Source organism: Streptococcus mitis (assembly GCF_003942765.1).
Classification (GTDB): Bacteria; Bacillota; Bacilli; order Lactobacillales; family Streptococcaceae; genus Streptococcus; species Streptococcus mitis_BE.
The window spans coordinates 70,844-93,741 of record NZ_RJNW01000001.1 but is presented as its reverse complement, the minus strand read 5'-3'; the positions used below and the strand labels follow the sequence as shown (position 1 = coordinate 93,741).

The window sequence follows — 22,898 nt, the reverse complement described above, 5'->3', positions numbered from 1 at the left end:
TAAGGGAAAAAATAAAAAGCTCCTTTCAGTTTTGATACAATAGTTTCAAAATTTGAGAGGAGTTTTTATATGAATCGCTATGCAGTACAGTTGATTAGCCGTGGAGCTGTTAACAAGATAGGGAATATGCTCTATGATTATGGAAATAGTGTTTGGTTGGCTTCCATGGGAACTATCGGACAGACAGTTTTAGGAATGTATCAGATCTCTGAACTCGTCACATCTATTCTCGTAAATCCCTTTGGTGGAGTCATTTCAGACCGTTTTTCTCGTCGTAAGATTTTAATGGCGGCAGACCTTGTTTGTGGAATTCTTTGTCTGGCTATTTCTTTCATAAGGAATGATAGCTGGATGATTGGGGCTTTGATTTTTGCCAACATTGTTCAGGCTATTGCTTTTGCCTTTTCTAGACCTGCAAATAAGGCCATTATCACAGAATTAGTAGAGAAGGATGAACTGGTCCTCTACAATTCTCGTTTGGAGTTGGTCTTGCAGGTTGTCAGTGTGAGTTCCCCTGTACTCTCTTTTCTGGTTTTACAATTCGCAAGTCTCCATCTGACGCTCTTACTAGATGCTTTGACTTTTTTTATAGCATTTGTTCTAGTGGCCTTACTTCCAAAAGAAGAACCAATGGTTCAAGATAAGAAACCTTTTACTGGGAAAGATATTTTTGCGGATATCAAAGATGGCTTGCACTATATCTGGCATCAAAAAGAGATTTTCTTTCTTCTGTTAGTGGCTTCCAGCGTTAATTTCTTTTTTGCGGCTTTTGAGTTTTTGCTTCCTTTTTCAAATAAACTATATGGAGTAGAAGGAGCTTATGCGACTATCTTAACCATGGGTGCGATTGGCTCAATTATAGGAGCACTGATAGCAAATAAATTTAAATCAAGTATGAATACACTTTTGTTCTTATTGATTTTAACAGGAGTAGGAGTTTTCATGATGGGTTTGCCACTACCCAATATTTTAGCCTTTTCTGGAAACCTGATTTGTGAACTCTTTATGACGATTTTTAATATTCACTTCTTTACACAGGTACAGACCAAGATTGATGGAGAATATCTGGGTAGGGTATTGAGTACCATTTTTACACTAGCTATTCTCTTTATGCCGATTGCGAAAGGTTTGATGACCTTGCTTCCAAGTGTTCATCTTTATTCTTTCTTGATTATTGGACTTGGAGTTGTAGCCTTATCTTTCTTAGCTCTCGGATATGTTCGAACTCATTTTGAAAAAGAGACATAAGTTTGCTTGGACTTCAAAAATAATTCCAATCTAAGTGTTTTTTCCGCCCTTCTCGTTTGTGAGGAGGGCTTGTTTTATGGTAAAATGGTTTTATGAATAAAAGAATGAATGAGTTAGTCGCCTTGCTCAATCGCTATGCGACTGAGTACTATACCAGCGATAATCCGTCGGTTTCAGACAGTGAGTATGATCGCCTTTACCGAGAGTTGGTTGAGTTAGAAACTGCCTATCCAGATCAAGTGTTAGCAGATAGTCCTACCCATCGTGTTGGTGGCAAGATTTTAGATGGTTTTGAAAAATACAGTCATCAGTATCCTCTTTATAGTTTGCAGGATGCTTTTTCACGTGAGGAGCTTGAAGCTTTTGATGCGCGTGTTCGTAAGGAAGTGGCTCATCCGACCTATATTTGTGAGCTGAAAATCGATGGCTTGTCTATCTCGCTGACGTATGAAAAGGGGATTTTGGTTGCTGGGGCAACACGTGGAGATGGTTCTATTGGTGAAAATATAACAGAAAATCTCAAACGTGTTAAGGACATTCCATTGATCTTGCCAGAAGAACTAGATATCACGGTTCGTGGGGAATGTTATATGCCACGCGCTTCTTTTGACCAGGTTAACCAAGCTCGCCAAGAAAATGGAGAGCCTGAATTTGCTAATCCTCGTAATGCAGCAGCAGGAACACTGCGTCAGCTGGATACAGCAGTAGTTGCCAAGCGTAATCTTGCCACTTTCCTCTATCAAGAAGCCAGCCCTTCAACTCGTGATAGTCAAGAAAAGGTTTTGAAGCACCTAGAACAACTAGGTTTTGTGGTCAATCCTAAGCGTATCTTGGCAGAAAACATAGATGAAATTTGGAATTTTATCCAAGAAGTAGGACAGGAACGGGAAAATCTGCCTTATGATATTGATGGAGTTGTAATCAAGATCAATGACCTAGCAAGCCAAGAAGAACTTGGTTTTACCGTTAAGGCTCCAAAGTGGGCAGTAGCCTATAAGTTTCCTGCTGAAGAAAAAGAAGCTCAACTCTTATCAGTTGATTGGACAGTTGGCCGTACGGGTGTTGTGACTCCAACTGCAAATCTGACTCCTGTTCAGCTTGCTGGGACAACTGTTAGCCGTGCGACTCTACACAATGTGGATTATATTGCTGAAAAAGATATCCGCAAAGACGATACGGTTATCGTCTATAAGGCTGGAGATATCATCCCTGCTGTTTTACGTGTGGTAGAGTCAAAACGGGTTTCTGAAGAAAAACTGGATATCCCTACAAACTGTCCAAGTTGTGACTCTGATTTGTTGCACTTTGAAGATGAAGTGGCTCTCCGTTGTATCAATCCGCGTTGCCCTGCTCAAATCATGGAAGGCTTGATTCACTTTGCCTCTCGAGATGCCATGAATATTACAGGCCTTGGTCCTTCTATAGTTGAGAAACTCTTTGCTGCTAATCTAGTCAAGGATGTGGCAGATATTTACCGTTTGAAAGAAGACGATTTCCTCCTTTTAGAGGGGGTTAAGGAAAAGTCCGCTGCTAAACTGTATCAAGCCATTCAAGCATCTAAGGAAAATTCTGCCGAGAAACTCTTGTTTGGTTTGGGAATTCGTCATGTCGGAAGCAAGGCCAGTCAGTTGTTACTTCAACATTTTCATTCAATCGAAAATCTGGCGCAGGCAGATCCAGAGGAAGTGGCTAGTATTGAAAGTCTGGGTGGTGTGATTGCCAAGAGTCTTCAGACTTACTTTGCTACAGAAGGATCGAAGATTCTCTTAGACGAGTTGAAAGAAGCTGGGGTCAATCTGTATTATAAAGGTCAGACAGTAGTTGCGAATGCGGCCTTGTCAGGCTTGACCGTTGTATTGACTGGAAAATTGGAACGGCTCAAGCGCTCAGAAGCTAAAAGTAAACTCGAAAGTCTGGGTGCCAAAGTGACAGGTAGTGTTTCTAAAAAGACCGACCTCGTCGTGGCAGGAGCAGATGCTGGAAGTAAACTTCAAAAGGCACAAGAACTTGGTATCGAGGTTCGAGATGAAGCTTGGCTAGAAAGTCTGTAATGATCGTTTAAAAACAGAGTTTAGACAGTATAACTAGTTTGTTAATCGGGACAAAATCGGTCAAGAATTTATTAGTGAAATAGAAACAAATTAAAAAGTAAAAAGGAAAAATAAAAAATGTTTAATTACCCTATGCGCATTCATTACCATCGCAAGAATGGAGAATACGACACTTGTTCTTTTGTAAAAAGTCAGGACCAGCGAATTGATTTGCTGACCTACAAAGAAGATTATTTTGGCGCTTTATTTAGTTTTGAACACCCAAGTGCTCATGCCCTAGAAAGCTTGAATTTTGTCGTTCATACAGGCCAAACCAGTAAAGAATATGCTATCCGATTTAATCACTATCCCCTCTTAACAGAGGTCTGGATTTTGGAAGGGGATGACAGGATTTATTACTCTGAAAATCCTGCTATTGCAAGTCCTTTCTATAAAAATCAAAATCCTTTTGCCTTTGATAAGGCCATTAACAGTGCTAGTTTTGATCATCATTGGGGTTACCAAGGGGAATTGGGCTGCCGTGTAGAGGATAATCAAGCTCATTTTGCTCTTTGGGCTCCAACAGCGACAGAAGTGCAGATAGTCGTTTATGAATCAGCTGCTAATGACGCACCTGTTTGGAAAACTTTTGATATGGAAAGAGGCAATAGCTACTCTTATAATCATAAAGACAATACAATCGGTGTCTGGAGTTTGGATGTTGAGGAAGATTTGACTGGTAAGGCTTATCAGTATCAAGTCCAATTCCCTCATCACCAAACACTGACACGCGACCCATACACAATTGCGACCAGTCCTGACGGCAAACGTTCAGCTATCCTTAGCCATGCAGAAAAGCAAGTTGAAAACTTTGAGGTCAAGCACGGTTCGGAGGCTACTTGGCGCTTGGCAAATCCATGTAAGGCAGTTATTTGTGAAATGCACATTCGTGATTTGACTAAATCATCGACCTCAGGTGTAGATGAACAGCTTCGAGGAACTTTCTTGGGTGCTGCTCAGACTGGAACGGTTAACCAGTACGGTCAGTCAACCGCTTTTGATTACATCAAGAAGCTGGGTTATAATTATGTTCAATTGCAACCAATTGCAGATCGTCACAAAGAATATGATGCGGATGGGAATGTAACCTACAACTGGGGTTATGATCCACAAAATTATAATGCACCAGAAACGAGCCTTTCAACCAATCCAGAGGATCCAGCTCAGGTCATTCGCGACTTAAAGACCATGGTTCAAGCCTATCACGATGCTGGCATTGGTGTCATTATGGATGTGGTCTATAACCATACCTTCTCAGTTGTTGATGCACCTTTCCAAACAACTGTCCCTGATTACTATTATCGTATGAATCCAGACGGTACCTTCCAAAATGGAACGGGTGTTGGAAATGAAACAGCCAGCGAACATGAAATGTTCCGCAAGTATATGATTGATTCTCTTCTATACTGGGTGCAGGAATACAATATTGACGGCTTCCGTTTTGATTTGATGGGGATTCATGATGTTAAGACCATGCAGATGATTCGTCAGAGCTTGGATGAAATTGACCCTAACATTTTCCTTTATGGAGAAGGTTGGGATATGGGAACAGGTCTTGCACCTTATGACAAGGCAAAGAAAGACAATGCCTACCAGATGCCAAATATCGGTTTCTTTAACGACAATCAGCGTGATGCTGTAAAAGGTGGAGAAGTTTATGGTGCTATCAAGTCAGGCTTTGTTAGTGGTGCTGCGACAGAGCCAATTCTAGCCAAAGCAATCCTAGGTAGCCGTGAATTAGGAACCTATACACATCCAAATCAAGTACTTAATTATGTGGAAGCCCATGACAACTACAATCTTCACGATTTGTTGGCGACCCTACATCCAGACCAAAGTTCAGAGCAAATCATGCGCAAGGTTGAGACAGCCACAGCTATGAACCTACTCATGCAAGGGATGGCCTTTATGGAAATTGGTCAAGAATTTGGACGTACCAAACTGGTTGCGACTGGTGAAAATGGTGAGCTGACCCATGATGATAGAGAACGTGCTATGAATAGCTATAATGCTCCTGACAGTGTGAACCAAGTGAACTGGGACTTGCTTAATGAGCGTCAAGACAGTATTGAGTTTATCCGTCAGATGATTCGATTGAAGACAGAAACCAGTGCCTTTTCTTACCCAACTTATGATGACATTTACCATCATGTCTTTGTTCATTCAGCCCACGAACATAGTGGTTGGATTGTCTATGAGATTCAAGGGGAAGAACATTTACTGGTTGTATTTAATGCTAAAGGGCAAGACTTCCAGTTTGAAAATGCTGGAAATCTAGAACTATTGGTGACCAATAGCCATTTAAGTGATAAAGACATGGTTGGTGGCGTCAGTGCCAGCGTCTTTAAAGTTTTGTAGAATAGATTTACAATTTACATTCATTTGTGGTGCTTTATCTGTTAATAAAATCAGGAGATTCGTTTCCTGATTTATTTTTTACTTTAAATTATATTTTTGTTAGCTAAATAACGAACTTTATGATATTATTATAAAAAACAATTCGTTTTCAAAGCTTTTCTGAAAATTTCTTGATTTACAAGTGAACACATCAGTGAATTTGTTGAAGACTTTCAAAAGATTTTTTTGCAAATTCCGTAATTTACTTGAATCTTCTCTAAAAAGGTAGTATAATAAATCTATAGAAAACGCTTACAGAATTAGGAGGGTGTATGGATAAGAAAAAAGCTTTAGAAACCTTTGTAACAGGTGAAAATTTTCACCTCCAGCACTATCTGGGAGCTCATAGGGAAGAAAAAAATGGAGAGTATGGCTATACTTTTCGTGTGTGGGCGCCTAATGCTCAGGCTGTTCACTTGGTAGGGGATTTCACCAATTGGGTTGAAAATCAAATTCCGATGGAACGGAATGAATTTGGAGTTTGGGAAGTATTTTCCAGTCTTGCTCAAGACGGCCAAATTTATAAGTACCATATCACACGTGCAAATGGTCATCAGCTGATGAAGATTGACCCTTTGGCTGTACGGTATGAGGCACGACCTGGGACTGGTGCTATTTTAACAGATATTCCAGAAAAGAAATGGAAGGATGGTCTCTGGCTAGCCCGTAGAAAACGCTTGAGCTTTGAAGAGCGTCCTGTCAATATTTACGAGGCTCATGCTGGCTCTTGGAAGAGAAATCCTGATGGCAGCCCCTATAGTTTTGCTCAATTGAAAGATGAACTCATTCCTTACTTGGTTGAGATGAACTATACTCACATTGAGTTTATGCCTTTGATGTCTCACCCACTCGGTTTGAGTTGGGGCTATCAGCTTATGGGTTACTTTGCTCTAGAGCATGCCTATGGTCGTCCTGAAGAGTTTCAAGATTTTGTTGAGGAATGTCACTTAAACAATATAGGCGTTATTGTAGACTGGGTACCTGGTCACTTTACTATCAATGATGATGCCTTGGCCTATTATGATGGAACACCGACTTTTGAATACCAAGACCATAATAAGGCTCATAACTACGGTTGGGGAGCACTCAATTTTGACCTTGGAAAGAATGAAGTTCAGTCATTCTTGATTTCAAGTATCAAACATTGGATTGAATTTTACCATTTGGACGGTATTCGAGTGGATGCAGTTAGCAACATGCTCTATCTTGATTACGATGATGCACCATGGACACCTAACAAGGATGGTGGCAATCTCAACTATGAGGGTTATTATTTCTTAAAACGTTTGAATGATGTGATTAAACTAGTTCATCCAGACGTTATGATGATAGCTGAGGAAAGTTCATCAGCTACTCAGATTACTGACACTAAGGATTCAGATGGTCTTGGCTTCGACTACAAATGGAATATGGGTTGGATGAATGACATTCTCCGTTTCTATGAAGAAGATCCGATTTATCGTAAATACGACTTTAACTTGGTGACTTTCAGCTTTATGTATGTCTTCAAAGAGAATTATCTCTTACCATTCTCACACGATGAAGTGGTTCATGGCAAGAAGAGTATGATGCACAAGATGTGGGGAGATCGCTATAATCAATTCGCAGGCTTGCGCAATCTCTACACTTACCAAATTTGTCACCCAGGTAAAAAATTGCTCTTCATGGGTAGTGAATATGGGCAATTCCTAGAATGGAAATCTGAAGAACAGTTGGAATGGTCTAATCTAGAAGATCCAATGAATGCTAAGATGAAGTATTTCACTTCTCAGCTAAACCAGTTTTACAAAGACCACCGCTGTCTGTGGGAAATTGATACCAGCTATGATGGTATTGAAATCATCGATGCGGATAATCGAGACCAGAGTGTTCTTTCCTTCATCCGTAAGGGTAAGAAGGATGATATGTTAGTCTGTATCTTTAACATGGCACCTGTTGAACGAAAAGATTTTACAATCGGACTACCCGTTGCAGGAATTTACGAAGAAGTCTGGAATACTGAGTTAGAAGAGTGGGGAGGCGTTTGGAAAGAACATAATCAAACTGTTCAAACACAAGAAGGACTTTGGAAAGATTATGAGCAGACTTTAACATTTACCCTACCGGCTATGGGAGCAAGTATTTGGAAAATCAAACGTCGCTTGAAACTTACTAAAACAGTCACAACTAAAAACCAAAAAGGAGTAGAAAATGAAGAATGAAATGTTAGCTTTGATTCTTGCTGGTGGGCAAGGAACTCGTCTCGGTAAACTCACTCAAAGCATTGCAAAACCAGCTGTGCAATTTGGTGGGCGCTACCGTATCATTGACTTTGCTCTTTCAAACTGTGCCAACTCAGGCATCAACAATGTTGGAGTCATTACACAGTACCAACCACTTGCTCTCAACAATCATATCGGGAATGGTTCAAGCTGGGGACTAGATGGTATCAATTCTGGTGTCTCTATTCTTCAACCTTATTCTGCAAGTGAAGGAAATCGTTGGTTTGAGGGGACTAGCCACGCCATTTACCAAAATATTGATTATATCGACAGTGTCAACCCTGAGTATGTCTTGATTCTGTCTGGGGATCATATCTACAAAATGGATTATGATGATATGCTCCAGTCTCACAAAGATAATAATGCTAGTTTGACAGTCGCAGTTCTTGATGTTCCTCTGAAAGAAGCTAGCCGTTTTGGTATTATGAACACAGATGCCAATAACCGCATTGTTGAATTTGAAGAAAAACCAGCTCAACCTAAATCTACCAAAGCTTCTATGGGAATTTACATTTTTGACTGGCAACGTCTGCGCAATATGCTCGTTGCTGCTGAAAAGAGCAATGTCGATATGTCAGACTTTGGTAAAAATGTCATTCCAAATTACCTTGAGTCAGGTGAAAGTGTTTATGCCTACGAATTTAATGGTTACTGGAAAGACGTTGGTACGATTGAATCGCTTTGGGAAGCGAACATGGAATATATTTCACCAGAAAATGCCTTGGATAGTCGCAACCGTCAATGGAAGATTTACTCAAGAAACTTAATTTCACCACCAAACTTCCTTGGGGCAAATGCTCACGTGGAAGATTCCTTGGTCGTCGATGGCTGTTTTGTAGATGGAACTGTTAAACATTCTATCCTTTCAACAGGTGCGCAAGTTCGCGAAGGGGCAGAAGTAGTAGATTCAGTTATCATGAGTGGTGCAATTGTCGGTCAGGGAGCTAAAATTAAACGTGCCATTATTGGTGAAGGTGCAGTTATTTCTGATGGTGTCGAAATTGATGGAACAGAAGAAGTACAGGTTGTAGGATATGATGAAGTAGTGGGGGTAGCAACAGATGAAGATTGATAAATATTCTGCCATTTTAGGAAACACAGTTGGTTTTCATGATATGTCAACATTGACCGACCACCGTCCAGTAGCTAGTTTGCCATTTGGTGGGAAATATCGTTTGATCGACTTCCCGCTCTCAAGTCTTGCTAATGCTGGTGTCCGCAGTATTTTTGGTATTTTCCAACAAGATAATATCAGTTCAGTCTTTGACCATATCCGTTCAGGGCGTGAGTGGGGCTTGTCAACTCTTCTTAGCCATTACTATCTAGGTATTTACAATACCCGTGTGGAAAGTAGTACAGTTGGAAAAGAATACTACCAACAGCTTCTTACTTATTTGAAACGTTCCGGTTCAAACCAAACAGTTTCTCTCAACTGTGATGTTTTGATTAACATTGATTTGAACCAAGTTTTCCACCTACACAGTACAACAAAAGGGCCTATTACTGTAGTTTATAAAAAACTAGCTAAGAAAGACATTTCAGAAGTAAATGCAATCTTGGAAGTGGATGAAACTGACCATGTTCGTTCTCACAAACTCTTTGACAGCAAATCAACAGATGAAGTTTACAATATGTCTACAGATATCTTTGTCGTCGATACACCGTGGTTGATTGAACGCTTAGAAGAAGAAGCTAAGAAAGAACATCCAGAGAAATTGCGTTATGTTTTACGGGATTTGGCTGCAAAAGAAGGGGCTTTTGCCTATGAGTACACAGGTTATCTAGCAAATATTCATTCTGTAGAGTCTTATTACAAAGCTAATAAAGATATGCTTGAATCCCAAAAATTCTACTCTCTCTTTACTCCGAACCAAAAGATTTATACAAAGGTCAAAAACGAAGAACCGACCTACTATGCTAATACATCTAAGGTAAGTACATCTCAGTTTGCTTCAGGTAGTATTGTTGAAGGTCAAGTGGCTAATTCTGTTTTATCACGTAATATTCATGTCCATAAGGATAGCTTGGTTAAAGATAGCATCTTATTCCCTCGTGTTGTTATTGGAGAAGGTGCTCAGGTAGAATATGCTATCTTGGACAAGGGTGTGGAAGTTGCGGATGGAGTTGTGATCCGTGGAACTGCAGAACATCCAGTTGTGGTTAAGAAAGGTGCTAAAGTAACAGAGGATATTCATTCATGAAAATTTTATTTGTAGCAGCTGAGGGTGCACCCTTTTCAAAAACAGGTGGTTTGGGAGACGTCATTGGCGCTCTTCCAAAATCACTGGTAAAAGCGGGACATGAAGTTGCAGTAATACTCCCCTACTATGACATGGTAGAGGCTAAATTTGGAAATCAGATTGAAGATGTTCTTCATTTTGAGGTGAGTGTTGGTTGGCGCAGCCAGTATTGTGGAATTAAGAAAACAGTATTAAATGGTGTAACCTTCTACTTTATTGACAACCAATATTATTTCTTCCGTGGGCATGTTTACGGTGATTTTGATGACGGAGAACGCTTTGCCTTTTTCCAACTGGCTGCCATTGAGGCTATGGAAAGGATTGACTTTATTCCTGATCTTCTCCATGTTCATGACTACCATACAGCTATGATTCCTTTCTTGTTGAAGGAAAAATACCGTTGGATTCAAGCCTATGAGGGCATTAAAACTGTTTTAACCATTCACAATTTGGAATTCCAAGGACAATTTTCAGAAGGAATGTTATGGGATTTGTTTGGAGTGGGCTTTGAACGTTATGCGGATGGTACCCTTCGCTGGAACAACTGTCTGAACTGGATGAAGGCAGGTATTCTCTATGCGGATCGTGTTTCAACTGTTTCGCCTAGCTATGCTCATGAAATTATGACTAGTCAATTTGGATGTAACTTGGATCAGATTCTTCGAATGGAGTCTGGTAAGGTATCTGGTATCGTAAATGGGATTGATGCTGACCTGTATAATCCTCAGACGGATGCCCTTTTAGATTATCATTTTAATCAGGAAGATTTGTCTGGAAAAGTACAAAATAAGGCGAAATTACAAGAGAGAGTTGGCTTGCCAGTTAGATCTGACGTTCCTCTGGTGGGAATTGTTTCTCGTTTGACACGTCAAAAAGGTTTTGATGTGGTGGTCGAAAGTCTTCACCATATTTTGCAAAATGATGTTCAGATTGTTCTTTTGGGAACTGGAGATCCAGCCTTTGAAGGAGCTTTCTCATGGTTTGCTCAGATTTACCCAGACAAGCTGTCAGCAAATATCACTTTTGATGTCAAACTAGCTCAAGAAATCTACGCTGCTTGTGACCTCTTCCTCATGCCGAGTCGTTTTGAACCGTGTGGCTTGTCTCAGATGATGGCTATGCGTTACGGAACCTTGCCATTGGTCCATGAAGTTGGTGGCCTGCGAGATACCGTTCGCGCTTTCAATCCAATCGAAGGAAGCGGTACTGGCTTTAGCTTTGACAATCTATCTCCTTACTGGTTAAATTGGACTTTCCAAACAGCTTTGGACCTGTATAGAAACCACCCAGACGTTTGGAGAAATCTACAAAAACAAGCTATGGAGTGTGATTTCTCATGGGATACAGCCTGCAAGTCATATCTTGACTTGTACCAAAGTTTAGTTAATTAATAGATAAAATCGTATGATGAATTCATACGATTTTTAGGCTATTTAGAGAGGAGAACTGATGTCTCAAGTAAAAGGCTTGTGTGTTATGGATGTTGATGGGACCGTAATCCTAGAAGAAGTGATAGATTTGTTGGGAAGAGAGGCAGGTTTTGAGGAGGAAATTTCGCAGATTACAAGTCAGGCAATGCGAGGAGAGTTGGACTTTGAAAGCAGTTTAAGAAAAAGAGTATCCTTGTTGGCAGGTCTTCCTATTTCGGTCTTTGATAAAGTTTTCAACTCAATTCATCTATCGCAAAATGTTCAAGAATTCATCTCTATTCTCCAAAAGCATGGCGTCCAAGTTTGTCTGGTGTCTGGTGGATTTATACCAATAGTTGATCGATTAGCAAAATCTCTAGGTATTGCCCATTTCTCTGCCAACCAACTTGAAGTCAAAGATGGTCTTCTAACAGGAAAATTAGTTGGACAAATTATCAGTCCTGAGCTCAAAAAAGAGACTCTGGAAAAATGGAGAGAGAAACTGAAACTTCCTAAAGAAAGAACGACTGCAATCGGTGATGGGGCTAATGATTTATTAATGTTGAAGTCGGCGGGGCTAGGAATCGCCTTTTGTGCCAAAGAAGTGCTCAAAAAAGAAATACCAAATCATGTCGACAAGAGGGATTTTTTAGAAGTTCTTCCTTTGATTGATTTTTTAGAATGAGGGAAAATATGAAGATTGTAATTGCACCAGATTCGTTTAAAGAAAGCTTGACGGCTGAAGAGGTAGCTGAAGCTATTAAAAGAGGCTTACAACAATCGATAGCAGATGTAGAATGTCTCCTCTGCCCTGTTGGTGATGGTGGGGAAGGTACAGTAGATGCTATTCGACATTCTCTTGACATTGAAGAAAAATGGATCCAAGTGACAGGCCCTTTTGGACAAAAAGAAGCCATGAGCTATTTTCAAAAAAGTCAACTGGCACTATTTGAAGTTGCGGATTTAGTTGGCTTTGGAAAAATTCCGATAGAGAAACGAAATCCACTTCAAATCCAAACTTGTGGTATTGGAGAGTTGATTCGTTATCTCATTGCTCAAGGGATTAAAGAAATCTATATCGGTGTTGGTGGTACGGCCAGTAATGACGGAGGACTGGGGATTTCTGCTGGTTTAGGCTATCAATTTTATGATAGGGACGGAAATGTCTTGCCGGCTTGCGGTCAATCCTTATTGAACTTAGCTTCTGTTTCAACAGAAAATCGCTATGAAATTCCTGAAGATGTTCAAATTCGTATTTTAGCAGATGTCGCGAGTCCCTTATGTGGTCCTCAAGGTGCGACTTACACTTTTGGCAAACAAAAAGGTTTACATCCTACTATGTTTGCGGTCGTAGATCAGGCAATCCAAGATTTTTATGAAAAAATCTCACCTGCAACATTGGAAATAAAAGGAGCAGGAGCTGGTGGAGGCATTGCTGCTGGTTTGTGTGCCTTTGCTCAGGCAAATATCGTGTCGGGAATTGATACCTGCTTGAACTTAATCAACTTTGATAAGAAAGTTTCAGATGCTGACTTGGTAGTTGTAGGAGAAGGAAGGCTAGATCGTCAAAGTTTAGCAGGTAAAGCACCTATAGGTGTTGCAAAAAGAACCCCTGTCGGAGTTCCTGTCATTGCTATTTGTGGTAGTATTGCTGAGGATTTACCTTCCCTACCATTTGAAAATATCCAAGCTGCCTTTTCTATTTTGGAGAAATGTGAACCTTTGGAAGATAGTTTGAAAAATGCCAGTCTCTATTTGGAGCACACGGCTGCCAATATAGGGCATTTATTAAATATGCACAAGATTTAGCCAAACCATTTCTTCCAGATGGATGTTTTGGCTGGTTCTTCCTTTTTATCTTCCCAAAGTTTTGCAAAAGCAAGTCGAATATTCTTTTCTTCTACTTGAACTGCTGCATTGGTGTGGATAATCAGGCCAAAAGGAGAAGAAGTATGCTCTTCAGATACAATGGTAGCTTGACTATCAGTTTCTTTTGCTTCTTTTAAGTAGAAAACTTGCTTGTCAAATTCGATAGTTGGAGAAATCTTTACAAATAGTGGCTCTGCTTTTTCCTGAAGGTTTTCTAAAATAGATAAAAACCCTTTTTCTAACTGAGGGCTATTTGCTGTGTCAATATCTGCATATCCAAGAACTCTTTCCTCAAAGGTACCAAGATAGCGTCTTTGCTCATCCGGATTTAATTTTGGCCCACCATGAGCTTTTTCAAGTAATTGTTTTGATAAATCTGTCATGAAAACAGTATATCATAAAAGTTAGAATAAAACAGATAAAAGAAAGCGATTACTTTATAAAGTTAAGGAAAATTTGCACAAAGATAACGTTTTTTCTTGAAAAAGGAGGGCTTTTAAGGTATTATAGAGGTGTAAAAAATTTAACTCATAAGGAGAGTAAAAAATGTCAATTATTACTGATGTTTACGCTCGCGAAGTCCTAGACTCACGCGGTAACCCAACACTTGAAGTAGAAGTTTACACTGAATCAGGTGCTTTCGGACGTGGTATGGTTCCATCAGGAGCTTCTACTGGTGAACACGAAGCAGTTGAACTTCGCGACGGTGACAAATCTCGTTACGGTGGTCTTGGTACACAAAAAGCTGTTGACAACGTAAACAACATCATTGCTGAAGCTATCATCGGCTACGATGTACGTGACCAACAAGCTATCGACCGTGCTATGATCGCACTTGACGGTACTCCTAACAAAGGTAAATTGGGTGCAAACGCAATCCTTGGTGTGTCTATCGCTGTAGCTCGTGCTGCTGCTGACTACCTTGAAATCCCACTTTACAGCTACCTTGGTGGATTCAACACTAAAGTTCTTCCAACTCCAATGATGAACATCATCAACGGTGGTTCTCACTCTGACGCTCCAATCGCTTTCCAAGAGTTCATGATCTTGCCAGTTGGTGCGCCAACATTTAAAGAAGCTCTTCGTTACGGTGCTGAAATCTTCCACGCTCTTAAGAAAATCCTTAAATCACGTGGTTTGGAAACTGCCGTAGGTGACGAAGGTGGATTCGCTCCTCGTTTCGAAGGAACTGAAGACGGTGTTGAAACTATCCTTGCTGCGATTGAAGCTGCTGGATATGTTCCAGGTAAAGACGTATTTATCGGATTTGACTGTGCTTCATCAGAATTCTACGATAAAGAACGCAAAGTTTATGACTACACTAAATTTGAAGGTGAAGGCGCTGCTGTTCGTACATCTGCAGAACAAATCGACTACCTTGAAGAATTGGTTAACAAATACCCAATCATCACTATCGAAGATGGTATGGATGAAAACGACTGGGATGGATGGAAAGCTCTTACTGAACGTCTTGGTAAGAAAGTTCAATTGGTTGGTGACGACTTCTTCGTAACAAACACTGACTACCTTGCACGTGGTATCCAAGAAGGTGCTGCTAACTCAATCCTTATCAAAGTAAACCAAATCGGTACTCTTACTGAAACTTTTGAAGCTATTGAAATGGCTAAAGAAGCTGGTTACACTGCAGTTGTATCACACCGTTCAGGTGAAACTGAAGATTCAACAATTGCTGACATCGCAGTTGCAACTAACGCAGGACAAATCAAGACTGGTTCACTTTCACGTACAGACCGTATCGCTAAATACAACCAATTGCTTCGCATCGAAGACCAACTTGGTGAAGTAGCTGAATACCGTGGATTGAAATCATTCTACAACTTGAAAAAATAAAATAGTTCAGTGAACTATTTTATCCCGAACCTTAAAATTCAAAAGTTCGGCCGTTGATTTAACAACGTTTTAAGCCCCTCGGATTTTATCCGAAGGGCTTTTTTTCTGTTCAGGGGGCAAAAAAGGGGCAGTGTTTATGGTATAATAGACAAAAATACGTGAATTAGAAAGAAATTATGTCTAAAGAAATTGATATTGAGTATTACCACCAGCTAGCCTTGCAAAAGCAAAAGGAGCACCGTAAAATTTTAGCAAATCTAAAGAAAAAACCACCAAAAAATCTAGATAAGATAGCTCAACAGATTCACCAAGAAGTTTTTGAGGAGATTGATTGCACTGCCTGTGCCAACTGTTGCAAGACATTGGGACCTGACTTTAAAGAAGCGGATATTACACGAATCGCCAAGTATTTTAAGATGAAATTACCAGCTTTTGAAGCGGAGTTTCTGCAGGTAGATGAAGATGGTGATAAGGTTTTTAAATCCATGCCTTGTCCCTTTCTAGGAGGAGATAATCTCTGTTCCATCTATGATGTTCGTCCCAAGGCCTGTCGAGAGTTTCCCCATACAGATCGCAAAAAGATCCATCAAATCAACCATTTGACGATTAAGAATACTTTGACCTGTCCGGCAGCCTACCTCTTTGTTGAGAAATTAAAGGATAAGTTATAGAGATTTAAAGGATAAAAAATTTCTAATAATAACTAGAGATATGAAGGGAGAACTCTGTGCCTAGACCGAAAACAAAAGAGGAGCTAGTGCTAGCCTCTAAGGAAAACTATGAAAAGCTTAATCGTTTCATCTCCCAACTAAGTGAAGATGAGCTACAGACTCCATTTGATTTTTCAAGAGACCCAAAGAAAAAAGAAGCTCACTGGAAAAGGGATAAAAATCTGAGGGATGTCTTGATCCATCTTTATGAATGGCATCAGTTACTTTTGACTTGGGTTCATTCTAATCAAGAAGGTCTCGAAAGACTTTTTCTCCCTGAACCTTATAATTGGAAAACTTATGGGGAAATGAATGTCGCTTTTTGGAAGAAGCACCAGAAAACGTCTTTAGAAGAAGCGACTAGACTCATACAACAATCACATAGAGAGGTTTTAGAGTTGATAGAAGTTTTTAGCAATGACGAACTCTTTACCAAAGGTGTCTATAAGTGGACGGGAGGGACAAGTCTAGGTTCCTACTTTGTTAGTAGCACGTCAAGCCACTATGATTGGGCTCTGAAAAAATTCAAAGCTCATCAGAAAAATTGTAAGTGTCGTAGTTGAGGTGTAGATGGGCTCTTCTAAGTTTCGAATACCTTATTTTTCTTTGTTTTAGAGCAATTCTAGCTTTATAATTCTTCAAAAATTAACATTTAAGGTTATAAATGGCTTAGAAGAGTGTAAAAAACATTTATTTTATAGGTATTCTAGGTCTAAAATTACATATATATTTATGAAGTTAGGGTATTCGATAGTTAGGATTGTTCTATTCTAAAAGATTTGGGCTGTCAATTGGATAGGAGAGTGTTTTTTTATGTTAGATTCCAGTAAAAATGATTTGATAGATAATATTAAAGAAAAATCAAAATCATAATTTTGTTTAATATGGTATAATATTTCTAATAATTTAAACATAATGAGGTAGTAATTTATGGATGAAGTTTTATTTTTTGGCGAAGATGACTTTGATATTCTTGATATTGACGGTTATGAACTAAAACCCTCAACGTTTTTTAATAAGTTACCAGAAATAGCCCAACCTTTAGCCAAAAATGCAAATAAAATCTTATCTGAAGTAGAAAAAATGTTATATTCTGCTCCAGCCTTTATCCATGTTGTCCAATCTAGTATACCTGAAGAGGTTTTTCAGGCAATTCTTTCTCCAGAACAACGGGAACAAATTGCTCAAGGAGTGCTAAAATTAATGACAAAGAAAGATGGCTCTCTCTTGGCGGTATTAGTAGATACTAATACTAATAAAGTCATTGGAAATGTACCATTGAAATCTGTTAAATTGACACCAGAATTAAATAAAGCGTTAGCTGATTATTCGTCACAAATTCAAATGGCTCAGATTGCAGAGGAGATTCAAAATGTACAATATGCTATTGAAGACGTCAGAAAAGGACAGGAGTCAGATAGACTTGCCATAGCCTATAGTTGTCAACAGAAACTCTTGCAGGCTAGAGAGATATCAGATCCAAACATTAGAACAATGATGTTACTGCAAGTTATTTCAGATGCAGAAGATAGTCGAAACCTTCTAATGCTTAGTCAAAAATCTAATGTAAATTTTATTAAAGAACAACCAGATTCTACTTGGGGGAAGTTATTAAAAGGGGATAAACCAGATAAAATTGAAGCTCGTATGAATGAGATTAGAGATGGATTAGCAGCCGTAAATATCGTTTCACTATCAGCAGCAATAGCTTATAATGAGTTGGGCGAGAAAAAGGCTGCTCAAAAAAGTTTGGGTTACTTTGGGAAATTTATTAACGAAACTTATCTCAGTTCTCAAGAATTAGTAGAGAGACTTGATCTACTTGATCCTTCGCCTACAAATTACTGGACAAAAGAATTGCCAAAAATTGAAACTTCTATAATGAAATTGCCAAATAAACCAGATGCTATTGAGACAGAGGTGCTAGAATGAAAGAAATAAAAAAATGCAAGACATGTACTAGGGATTTACCATTAAGTTATAAGCACAATAAGTGCGAATCGTGTAGAAACAAAAAAATAGATGAAGCAAAAAAGATACTTAAAGTTGTTGGACAAGTTGGAAGTGTGGTTACTCCAGTTGTAGTTGGTATGTTGATGAATAAAACTAAGAAAAAGAAGAAATAAACTAATCTATTAACTAGCTAGAAAGGAAAACTCTCAAATTGTCCTACAAATTTCTACTTTTCGACCTTGACCACACTCTTCTTGATTTTGATGCTGCTGAGGATGTGGCTTTGACGCAACTCCTAAAAGAAGAAGGGGTTACAGATATTCAGGCTTATAAAGACTATTATGTTCCTATGAACAAGGCTCTCTGGAAGGATTTGGAGCAAAAGAAAATTAGTAAACAAGAGCTGATTAACACGCGTTTTTCTCGTTTATTTGCCCATTTTGGATTTGAGAAGGACGGTACTTTACTGGCCCAACGTTACCAATTTTACCTTGCCCAGCAGGGACAAACTCTTTCAGGCGCTCATGAACTCTTGTACAGCCTCATCGAGCGAGATTTTGACTTGTATGCTGCGACAAATGGAATAACTGCCATTCAGACAGGGCGTTTGGCTCAGTCTGGTCTGGCACCTTATTTCAATCAAGTTTTTATCTCTGAACAATTGCAAACACAAAAGCCTGATGCTCTCTTTTATGAAAAGATTGGTCAACAGATTGCTGGCTTTAGCAAAGAAAAGACACTGATGATTGGAGATTCTCTAACCGCCGACATTCAAGGTGGCAATAATGCGGGGATTGACACGATTTGGTACAATCCTCATCACCTCGAAAATCACAAACAAGCCCAGCCGACTTACGAAGTCCATTCTTATCAAGATTTGCTGGATTGTTTAGGTAAACTGTAAAAAGTGGTTTAGATAGCCACTTTTTGCTATAATAGAGGCAGTAAAAAAGAAGGAGTCGGCTATGCAACACTCATCTTGGCATGCTTTGATTAAGGCGCAATTACCTGAGGGTTATTTTGGGAAAATCAATCAGTTTATGGAGCAGGTCTATGCTCAGGGAACTGTTTATCCGCCCAAGGAAAAGGTTTTTCAGGCTCTCTTGACAACATCTCTTGAAGAAGTTAAGGTGGTGATTCTAGGACAAGACCCCTATCACGGGCCAGGTCAAGCGCAGGGCTTGAGTTTTTCTGTACCTGACTCTATCCCAGCTCCGCCATCCTTGCAAAATATCTTTCAAGAATTGTCAGATGATATCGGGGTTAAGAAATCTCATGATTTGACAGCTTGGGCTGAGCAAGGAGTCTTGCTACTTAATGCTTGTTTGACTGTTCCTGCTGGACGGGCCAATGGTCATGCTGGTCAGATATGGGAGCCTTTTACGGATGCTGTGATTCAGGTGGTCAATCATCTAGATAGACCAGTCGTTTTTGTTCTCTGGGGAGCTTATGCACGCAAGAAGAAGGCCTTAGTTACCAATCCTCATCACTTGATTATCGAATCAGCTCATCCCAGTCCTTTGTCGGTTTATAGAGGATTTTGGGGTTCCAAGCCTTTTTCCAAGGCCAATGCATTCTTAAAAGAGACAGGACAAGAGCCAATCGATTGGCTTAGATAAGGAGAAAATATGCCTCAGTTAGCGACCATTTGCTACATTGATAACGGGAAAGAACTGCTCATGCTCCACCGTAATAAGAAACCCAATGATGTTCATGAAGGTAAATGGATTGGTGTGGGTGGTAAACTAGAGCGAGGAGAGACACCTCAGGAATGTGCAGCGCGTGAAATCCTCGAAGAAACAGGGCTCAAAGCCAAGCCAGTTCTAAAAGGTGTTATCACTTTTCCTGAATTTACACCTGATTTAGACTGGTATACCTATGTTTTTAAAGTGACGGAGTTTGAGGGCGACTTGATTGATTGCAACGAGGGGACGCTAGAATGGGTTCCTTATGATGAAGTTTTGAGCAAGCCAACTTGGGAAGGTGACCATACCTTTGTTGAGTGGCTTTTAGAGGATAAACCCTTCTTTTCAGCCAAGTTTGTTTATGATGGGGATAAATTGTTGGATACCCAAGTTGATTTCTATGAATAAAGGAGAAAGCAGATGCTACTAATCAAAAATGGTCGTGTAATGGATCCCAAGTCTGGTTTGGATCAAGTTTGTGATGTCTTAGTTCAAGATGGGAAAATTATCAAAATTGCGCCTGAGATTAAAGAAGAAGGAGCAGAGATAATTGATGCTACTGGTCTTGTAGTTGCTCCTGGCTTGGTCGACATTCATGTTCATTTCCGTGAACCTGGTCAGACCCACAAGGAGGATATCCATACTGGTGCCTTAGCAGCCGCCGCAGGTGGTTTTACTACTGTCGTCATGATGGCTAATACTAGTCCAACCATTTCAGACGTGGAGACTTTGCAAGAAGTTCTCCAGTCAGCTGCCAAGGAAAAAATCAATGTCAAGACGGTTGCGACCATTACTAAGAATTTTAATGGCCAAGATTTGACAGACTTTCAGGCACTCTTAGAAGCAGGTGCGGTTGGTTTCTCTGATGACGGTATTCCACTTGAAAGTAGTAAAGTTGTCAAGGAAGCCATGGAGGAAGCTAAAAAGCTTAATACCTTTATTAGTCTTCATGAGGAAGATCCAGGTTTGAATGGGATTCTTGGCTTTAATGAAAATATTGCTAAAGAACATTTCCATATCTGTGGTGCAACTGGGGTGGCTGAGTACGCTATGATGGCGCGTGATGTCATGATTGCCTATGCAACTAAGGCTCATGTTCATATTCAGCATTTGTCTAAGGAAGAAAGTGTTAAAGTAGTGGAGTTTGCTCAAGGTTTGGGTGCGCAAGTCACAGCAGAAGTAGCGCCACAGCATTTCTCTAAGACAGAAGCACTTCTTTTGACACAAGGTAGCAATGCTAAGATGAATCCGCCGCTTCGTTTGGAATCAGACCGCCGTGCTGTTATCGAAGGTCTTAAATCAGGCATCATCACAGTTATCGCGACTGACCATGCGCCTCACCATGCAGATGAGAAAAACGTCGATGATATTACCAAAGCACCATCTGGCATGACTGGCTTAGAAACATCCCTATCTCTTGGCTTGACCTATTTGGTGGAAGCTGGTGAGTTAAGCTTGATGGAATTACTTGAAAAAATGACATACAACCCAGCCAAGCTTTACAACTTTGAAGCAGGTTACTTGACTGAGAATGGTCCAGCGGACATCACTATTTTTGATGCTAAGGCTGACCGCCTTGTGGATTCCCATTTTGCTTCCAAAGCAGCCAATTCACCATTCATCGGTGAAACCTTAAAAGGGCAGGTTAAATATACTATCTGTAAGGGACAAATCGTCTATCAAAACTAGGTGGGAGTCTGCTCTGTAAACAAAAAGAATAGAGAGCCTATATGTACCAAACCCATCATTTTAAAGACAAATTTATCTTATTTTTAAAGATATTTTTCCCTATCCTGATTTATCAATTTGCCAATTATTCTGCATCCTTTGTTGATACAACTATGACTGGTCAATACAACACCATGGACTTGGCTGGTGTGTCTATGGCAACCAGTATCTGGAATCCCTTCTTTACCTTCCTTACAGGGATTGTGTCAGCTCTGGTGCCCATCATTGGTCATCATCTTGGTCGAGGCAAAAAGGAAGAGGTTGCGTCTGATTTTTACCAGTTCATCTATCTGGCCTTGGGCCTATCCGTGGTCTTGCTGGGGATGGTAGTTTTCGTGGCACCACCAGTCTTGAATCATATTGGATTAGAAGCACCAGTGGCGGCAGTAGCGGTTCGCTATCTCTGGTTTTTATCTATCGGGATTATCCCCCTGTTGCTCTTTAGTGTTATTCGCTCCTTGCTGGATTCGCTAGGGTTGACCAGACTATCTATGTATCTCATGCTTTTGTTACTTCCTTTGAATAGTGGATTTAATTATCTCTTGATATATGGGGCCTTTGGTATTCCAGAACTGGGAGGTGCTGGTTCTGGTTTAGGTACTTCCTTGGCTTACTGGGTCTTACTGGGAATTTCTGTACTGGTTCTATTCAAACAGGAGAAGCTCAAAGCCCTACACCTTGAGAAACGAATTCCACTTAATATGGATAAAATCAGGGAAGGAGTTCGCTTAGGTCTGCCGATTGGCGGAACTGTCTTTGCGGAAGTAGCTATCTTTTCCGTGGTTGGCTTGATTATGGCTAAGTTCTCGTCCTTGATTATTGCTAGTCACCAGTCAGCTATGAATTTTTCATCTCTCATGTACGCCTTTCCTATGAGCATCTCATCTGCTATGGCTATTGTCGTTTCCTATGAAGTGGGAGCCAAGCGATTTGATGATGCGAAAACCTATATTAGTTTAGGAAGATGGACAGCCCTTATTTTTGCAGGCTTCACCTTATCCTTCCTTTACATTTTTAGGGGAAATGTGGCTAGTCTTTACGGGAACGACTCAGAATTTATCGATTTGACAGCGCGTTTTTTGACTTACAGCCTTTTCTTTCAGTTAGCAGATACCTTTGCGGCACCGCTTCAGGGAATTTTGCGAGGCTATAAGGATACAGTTATTCCTTTTTACCTTGGTTTGCTTGGTTATTGGGGCGTAGCAATCCCAGTGGCTATAGTCTTCGATTCCCTAACAACCTTTGGAGCTTATTCTTACTGGATCGGCTTGATTATTAGTTTGGTTGTGAGTGGAGTTCTCTACCGTTGGCGTTTAACTGTGATTATGAAGAGATTTGAATCTTTAGCAAAATCCAAAAGCTAAAAAGTTTGTGAAAAAATATTCTTGATAAGAAAATCCCTTGTTTTCACGGGGTTTTATTTTTTATTTTGTGAAATTTCTTTTAGAAAAACTTTG

The 22,898-nt window shown here is 40.0% G+C and carries 20 protein-coding genes; 19 read left to right on the top strand and 1 reads right to left on the bottom strand.

Annotation, left to right across the window (positions count from 1 at the left end):
• Nucleotides 1-69: 69 nt before the first annotated feature.
• From D8849_RS00430 to D8849_RS00390, 9 genes are all read left to right on the top strand, one after another.
• Complete coding sequence (locus D8849_RS00430) at nt 70-1,248, top strand: MFS transporter (RefSeq protein ID WP_120770201.1); 1,179 nt, start codon at nt 70-72, stop codon at nt 1,246-1,248.
• 92 nt (nt 1,249-1,340) lie between these two features.
• The gene (gene ligA / locus D8849_RS00425) at nt 1,341-3,299 is read left to right on the top strand and encodes an NAD-dependent DNA ligase LigA (RefSeq protein WP_125385849.1); all 1,959 of its coding nucleotides are present in this window, start codon (nt 1,341-1,343) and stop codon (nt 3,297-3,299) included.
• A gap of 117 nt (nt 3,300-3,416) precedes the next feature.
• Nucleotides 3,417-5,696: a type I pullulanase gene (pulA, locus tag D8849_RS00420; RefSeq protein ID WP_125385848.1), complete on the top strand. Its 2,280-nt coding sequence runs from the start codon at nt 3,417-3,419 to the stop codon at nt 5,694-5,696.
• A gap of 311 nt (nt 5,697-6,007) precedes the next feature.
• Nucleotides 6,008-7,936: a 1,4-alpha-glucan branching protein GlgB gene (gene glgB / locus D8849_RS00415; protein ID WP_125385847.1), complete on the top strand. Its 1,929-nt coding sequence runs from the start codon at nt 6,008-6,010 to the stop codon at nt 7,934-7,936.
• Entirely contained in the window at nt 7,926-9,068 is a 1,143-nt protein-coding gene (locus D8849_RS00410) for a glucose-1-phosphate adenylyltransferase (RefSeq protein ID WP_020902830.1), read from the top strand. Before glgB ends, D8849_RS00410 begins: the two co-directional genes overlap by 11 nt.
• Nucleotides 9,058-10,197: a glucose-1-phosphate adenylyltransferase subunit GlgD gene (gene glgD, locus D8849_RS00405; protein ID WP_125385846.1), complete on the top strand. Its 1,140-nt coding sequence runs from the start codon at nt 9,058-9,060 to the stop codon at nt 10,195-10,197. Before D8849_RS00410 ends, glgD begins: the two co-directional genes overlap by 11 nt.
• Nucleotides 10,194-11,627, top strand: a complete 1,434-nt coding sequence (glgA, locus tag D8849_RS00400) for a glycogen synthase GlgA (RefSeq protein ID WP_125385845.1) — start codon at nt 10,194-10,196, stop codon at nt 11,625-11,627. Before glgD ends, glgA begins: the two co-directional genes overlap by 4 nt.
• 58 nt (nt 11,628-11,685) lie before the next feature.
• Nucleotides 11,686-12,330 (top strand): phosphoserine phosphatase SerB, encoded by a 645-nt coding sequence (serB, locus tag D8849_RS00395; protein ID WP_125385844.1) that lies wholly within the window; start codon nt 11,686-11,688, stop codon nt 12,328-12,330.
• 8 nt (nt 12,331-12,338) lie between these two features.
• Complete coding sequence (locus tag D8849_RS00390; RefSeq protein WP_125385843.1) at nt 12,339-13,454, top strand: glycerate kinase; 1,116 nt, start codon at nt 12,339-12,341, stop codon at nt 13,452-13,454.
• On the opposite strand, the gene D8849_RS00385 is transcribed toward D8849_RS00390, so the two are convergent.
• Nucleotides 13,451-13,897, bottom strand: coding sequence for a DUF1694 domain-containing protein (locus D8849_RS00385; RefSeq protein WP_125385842.1), 447 nt, complete (start codon nt 13,895-13,897; stop codon nt 13,451-13,453). The two genes, D8849_RS00390 and D8849_RS00385, sit on opposite strands and share 4 nt — an antisense overlap.
• A gap of 163 nt (nt 13,898-14,060) precedes the next feature.
• Here D8849_RS00385 and eno point away from each other — a divergent pair, with 163 nt between their 5' ends.
• From eno to D8849_RS00335, 10 genes are all read left to right on the top strand, one after another.
• Nucleotides 14,061-15,365: a surface-displayed alpha-enolase gene (gene eno, locus D8849_RS00380; protein WP_000022813.1), complete on the top strand. Its 1,305-nt coding sequence runs from the start codon at nt 14,061-14,063 to the stop codon at nt 15,363-15,365.
• 176 nt (nt 15,366-15,541) lie between these two features.
• On the top strand, nt 15,542-16,036 hold the full coding sequence (locus tag D8849_RS00375; RefSeq protein WP_000031466.1) for a YkgJ family cysteine cluster protein: 495 nt from the start codon (nt 15,542-15,544) through the stop codon (nt 16,034-16,036).
• Between the two features lie 56 nt (nt 16,037-16,092).
• Nucleotides 16,093-16,638 (top strand): ClbS/DfsB family four-helix bundle protein, encoded by a 546-nt coding sequence (locus tag D8849_RS00370; RefSeq protein WP_125385841.1) that lies wholly within the window; start codon nt 16,093-16,095, stop codon nt 16,636-16,638.
• Nucleotides 16,639-17,005: 367 nt separating this feature from the next.
• Nucleotides 17,006-18,007 carry a hypothetical protein gene (locus D8849_RS00365; RefSeq protein ID WP_125385840.1) on the top strand — a complete coding sequence of 334 codons (1,002 nt, stop codon included), beginning with the start codon at nt 17,006-17,008 and terminating at the stop codon, nt 18,005-18,007.
• Nucleotides 18,004-18,201 carry a hypothetical protein gene (locus D8849_RS00360; RefSeq protein WP_023942550.1) on the top strand — a complete coding sequence of 66 codons (198 nt, stop codon included), beginning with the start codon at nt 18,004-18,006 and terminating at the stop codon, nt 18,199-18,201. The genes D8849_RS00365 and D8849_RS00360 overlap by 4 nt, the downstream gene beginning before the upstream one ends.
• A 38-nt stretch (nt 18,202-18,239) precedes the next feature.
• Nucleotides 18,240-18,932, top strand: coding sequence for a pyrimidine 5'-nucleotidase PynA (pynA, locus tag D8849_RS00355; protein ID WP_125385839.1), 693 nt, complete (start codon nt 18,240-18,242; stop codon nt 18,930-18,932).
• Between the two features lie 61 nt (nt 18,933-18,993).
• The gene (locus D8849_RS00350; RefSeq protein ID WP_125385838.1) at nt 18,994-19,647 is read left to right on the top strand and encodes a uracil-DNA glycosylase; all 654 of its coding nucleotides are present in this window, start codon (nt 18,994-18,996) and stop codon (nt 19,645-19,647) included.
• A gap of 9 nt (nt 19,648-19,656) precedes the next feature.
• A complete protein-coding gene (locus D8849_RS00345) occupies nt 19,657-20,121 on the top strand; it encodes an NUDIX hydrolase (protein ID WP_001135768.1) in 465 nt (154 codons plus the stop codon).
• A gap of 12 nt (nt 20,122-20,133) precedes the next feature.
• Entirely contained in the window at nt 20,134-21,402 is a 1,269-nt protein-coding gene (locus D8849_RS00340) for a dihydroorotase (RefSeq protein ID WP_125385837.1), read from the top strand.
• Between the two features lie 41 nt (nt 21,403-21,443).
• On the top strand, nt 21,444-22,805 hold the full coding sequence (locus D8849_RS00335) for an MATE family efflux transporter (protein ID WP_125385836.1): 1,362 nt from the start codon (nt 21,444-21,446) through the stop codon (nt 22,803-22,805).
• Nucleotides 22,806-22,898 lie beyond the last annotated feature (93 nt).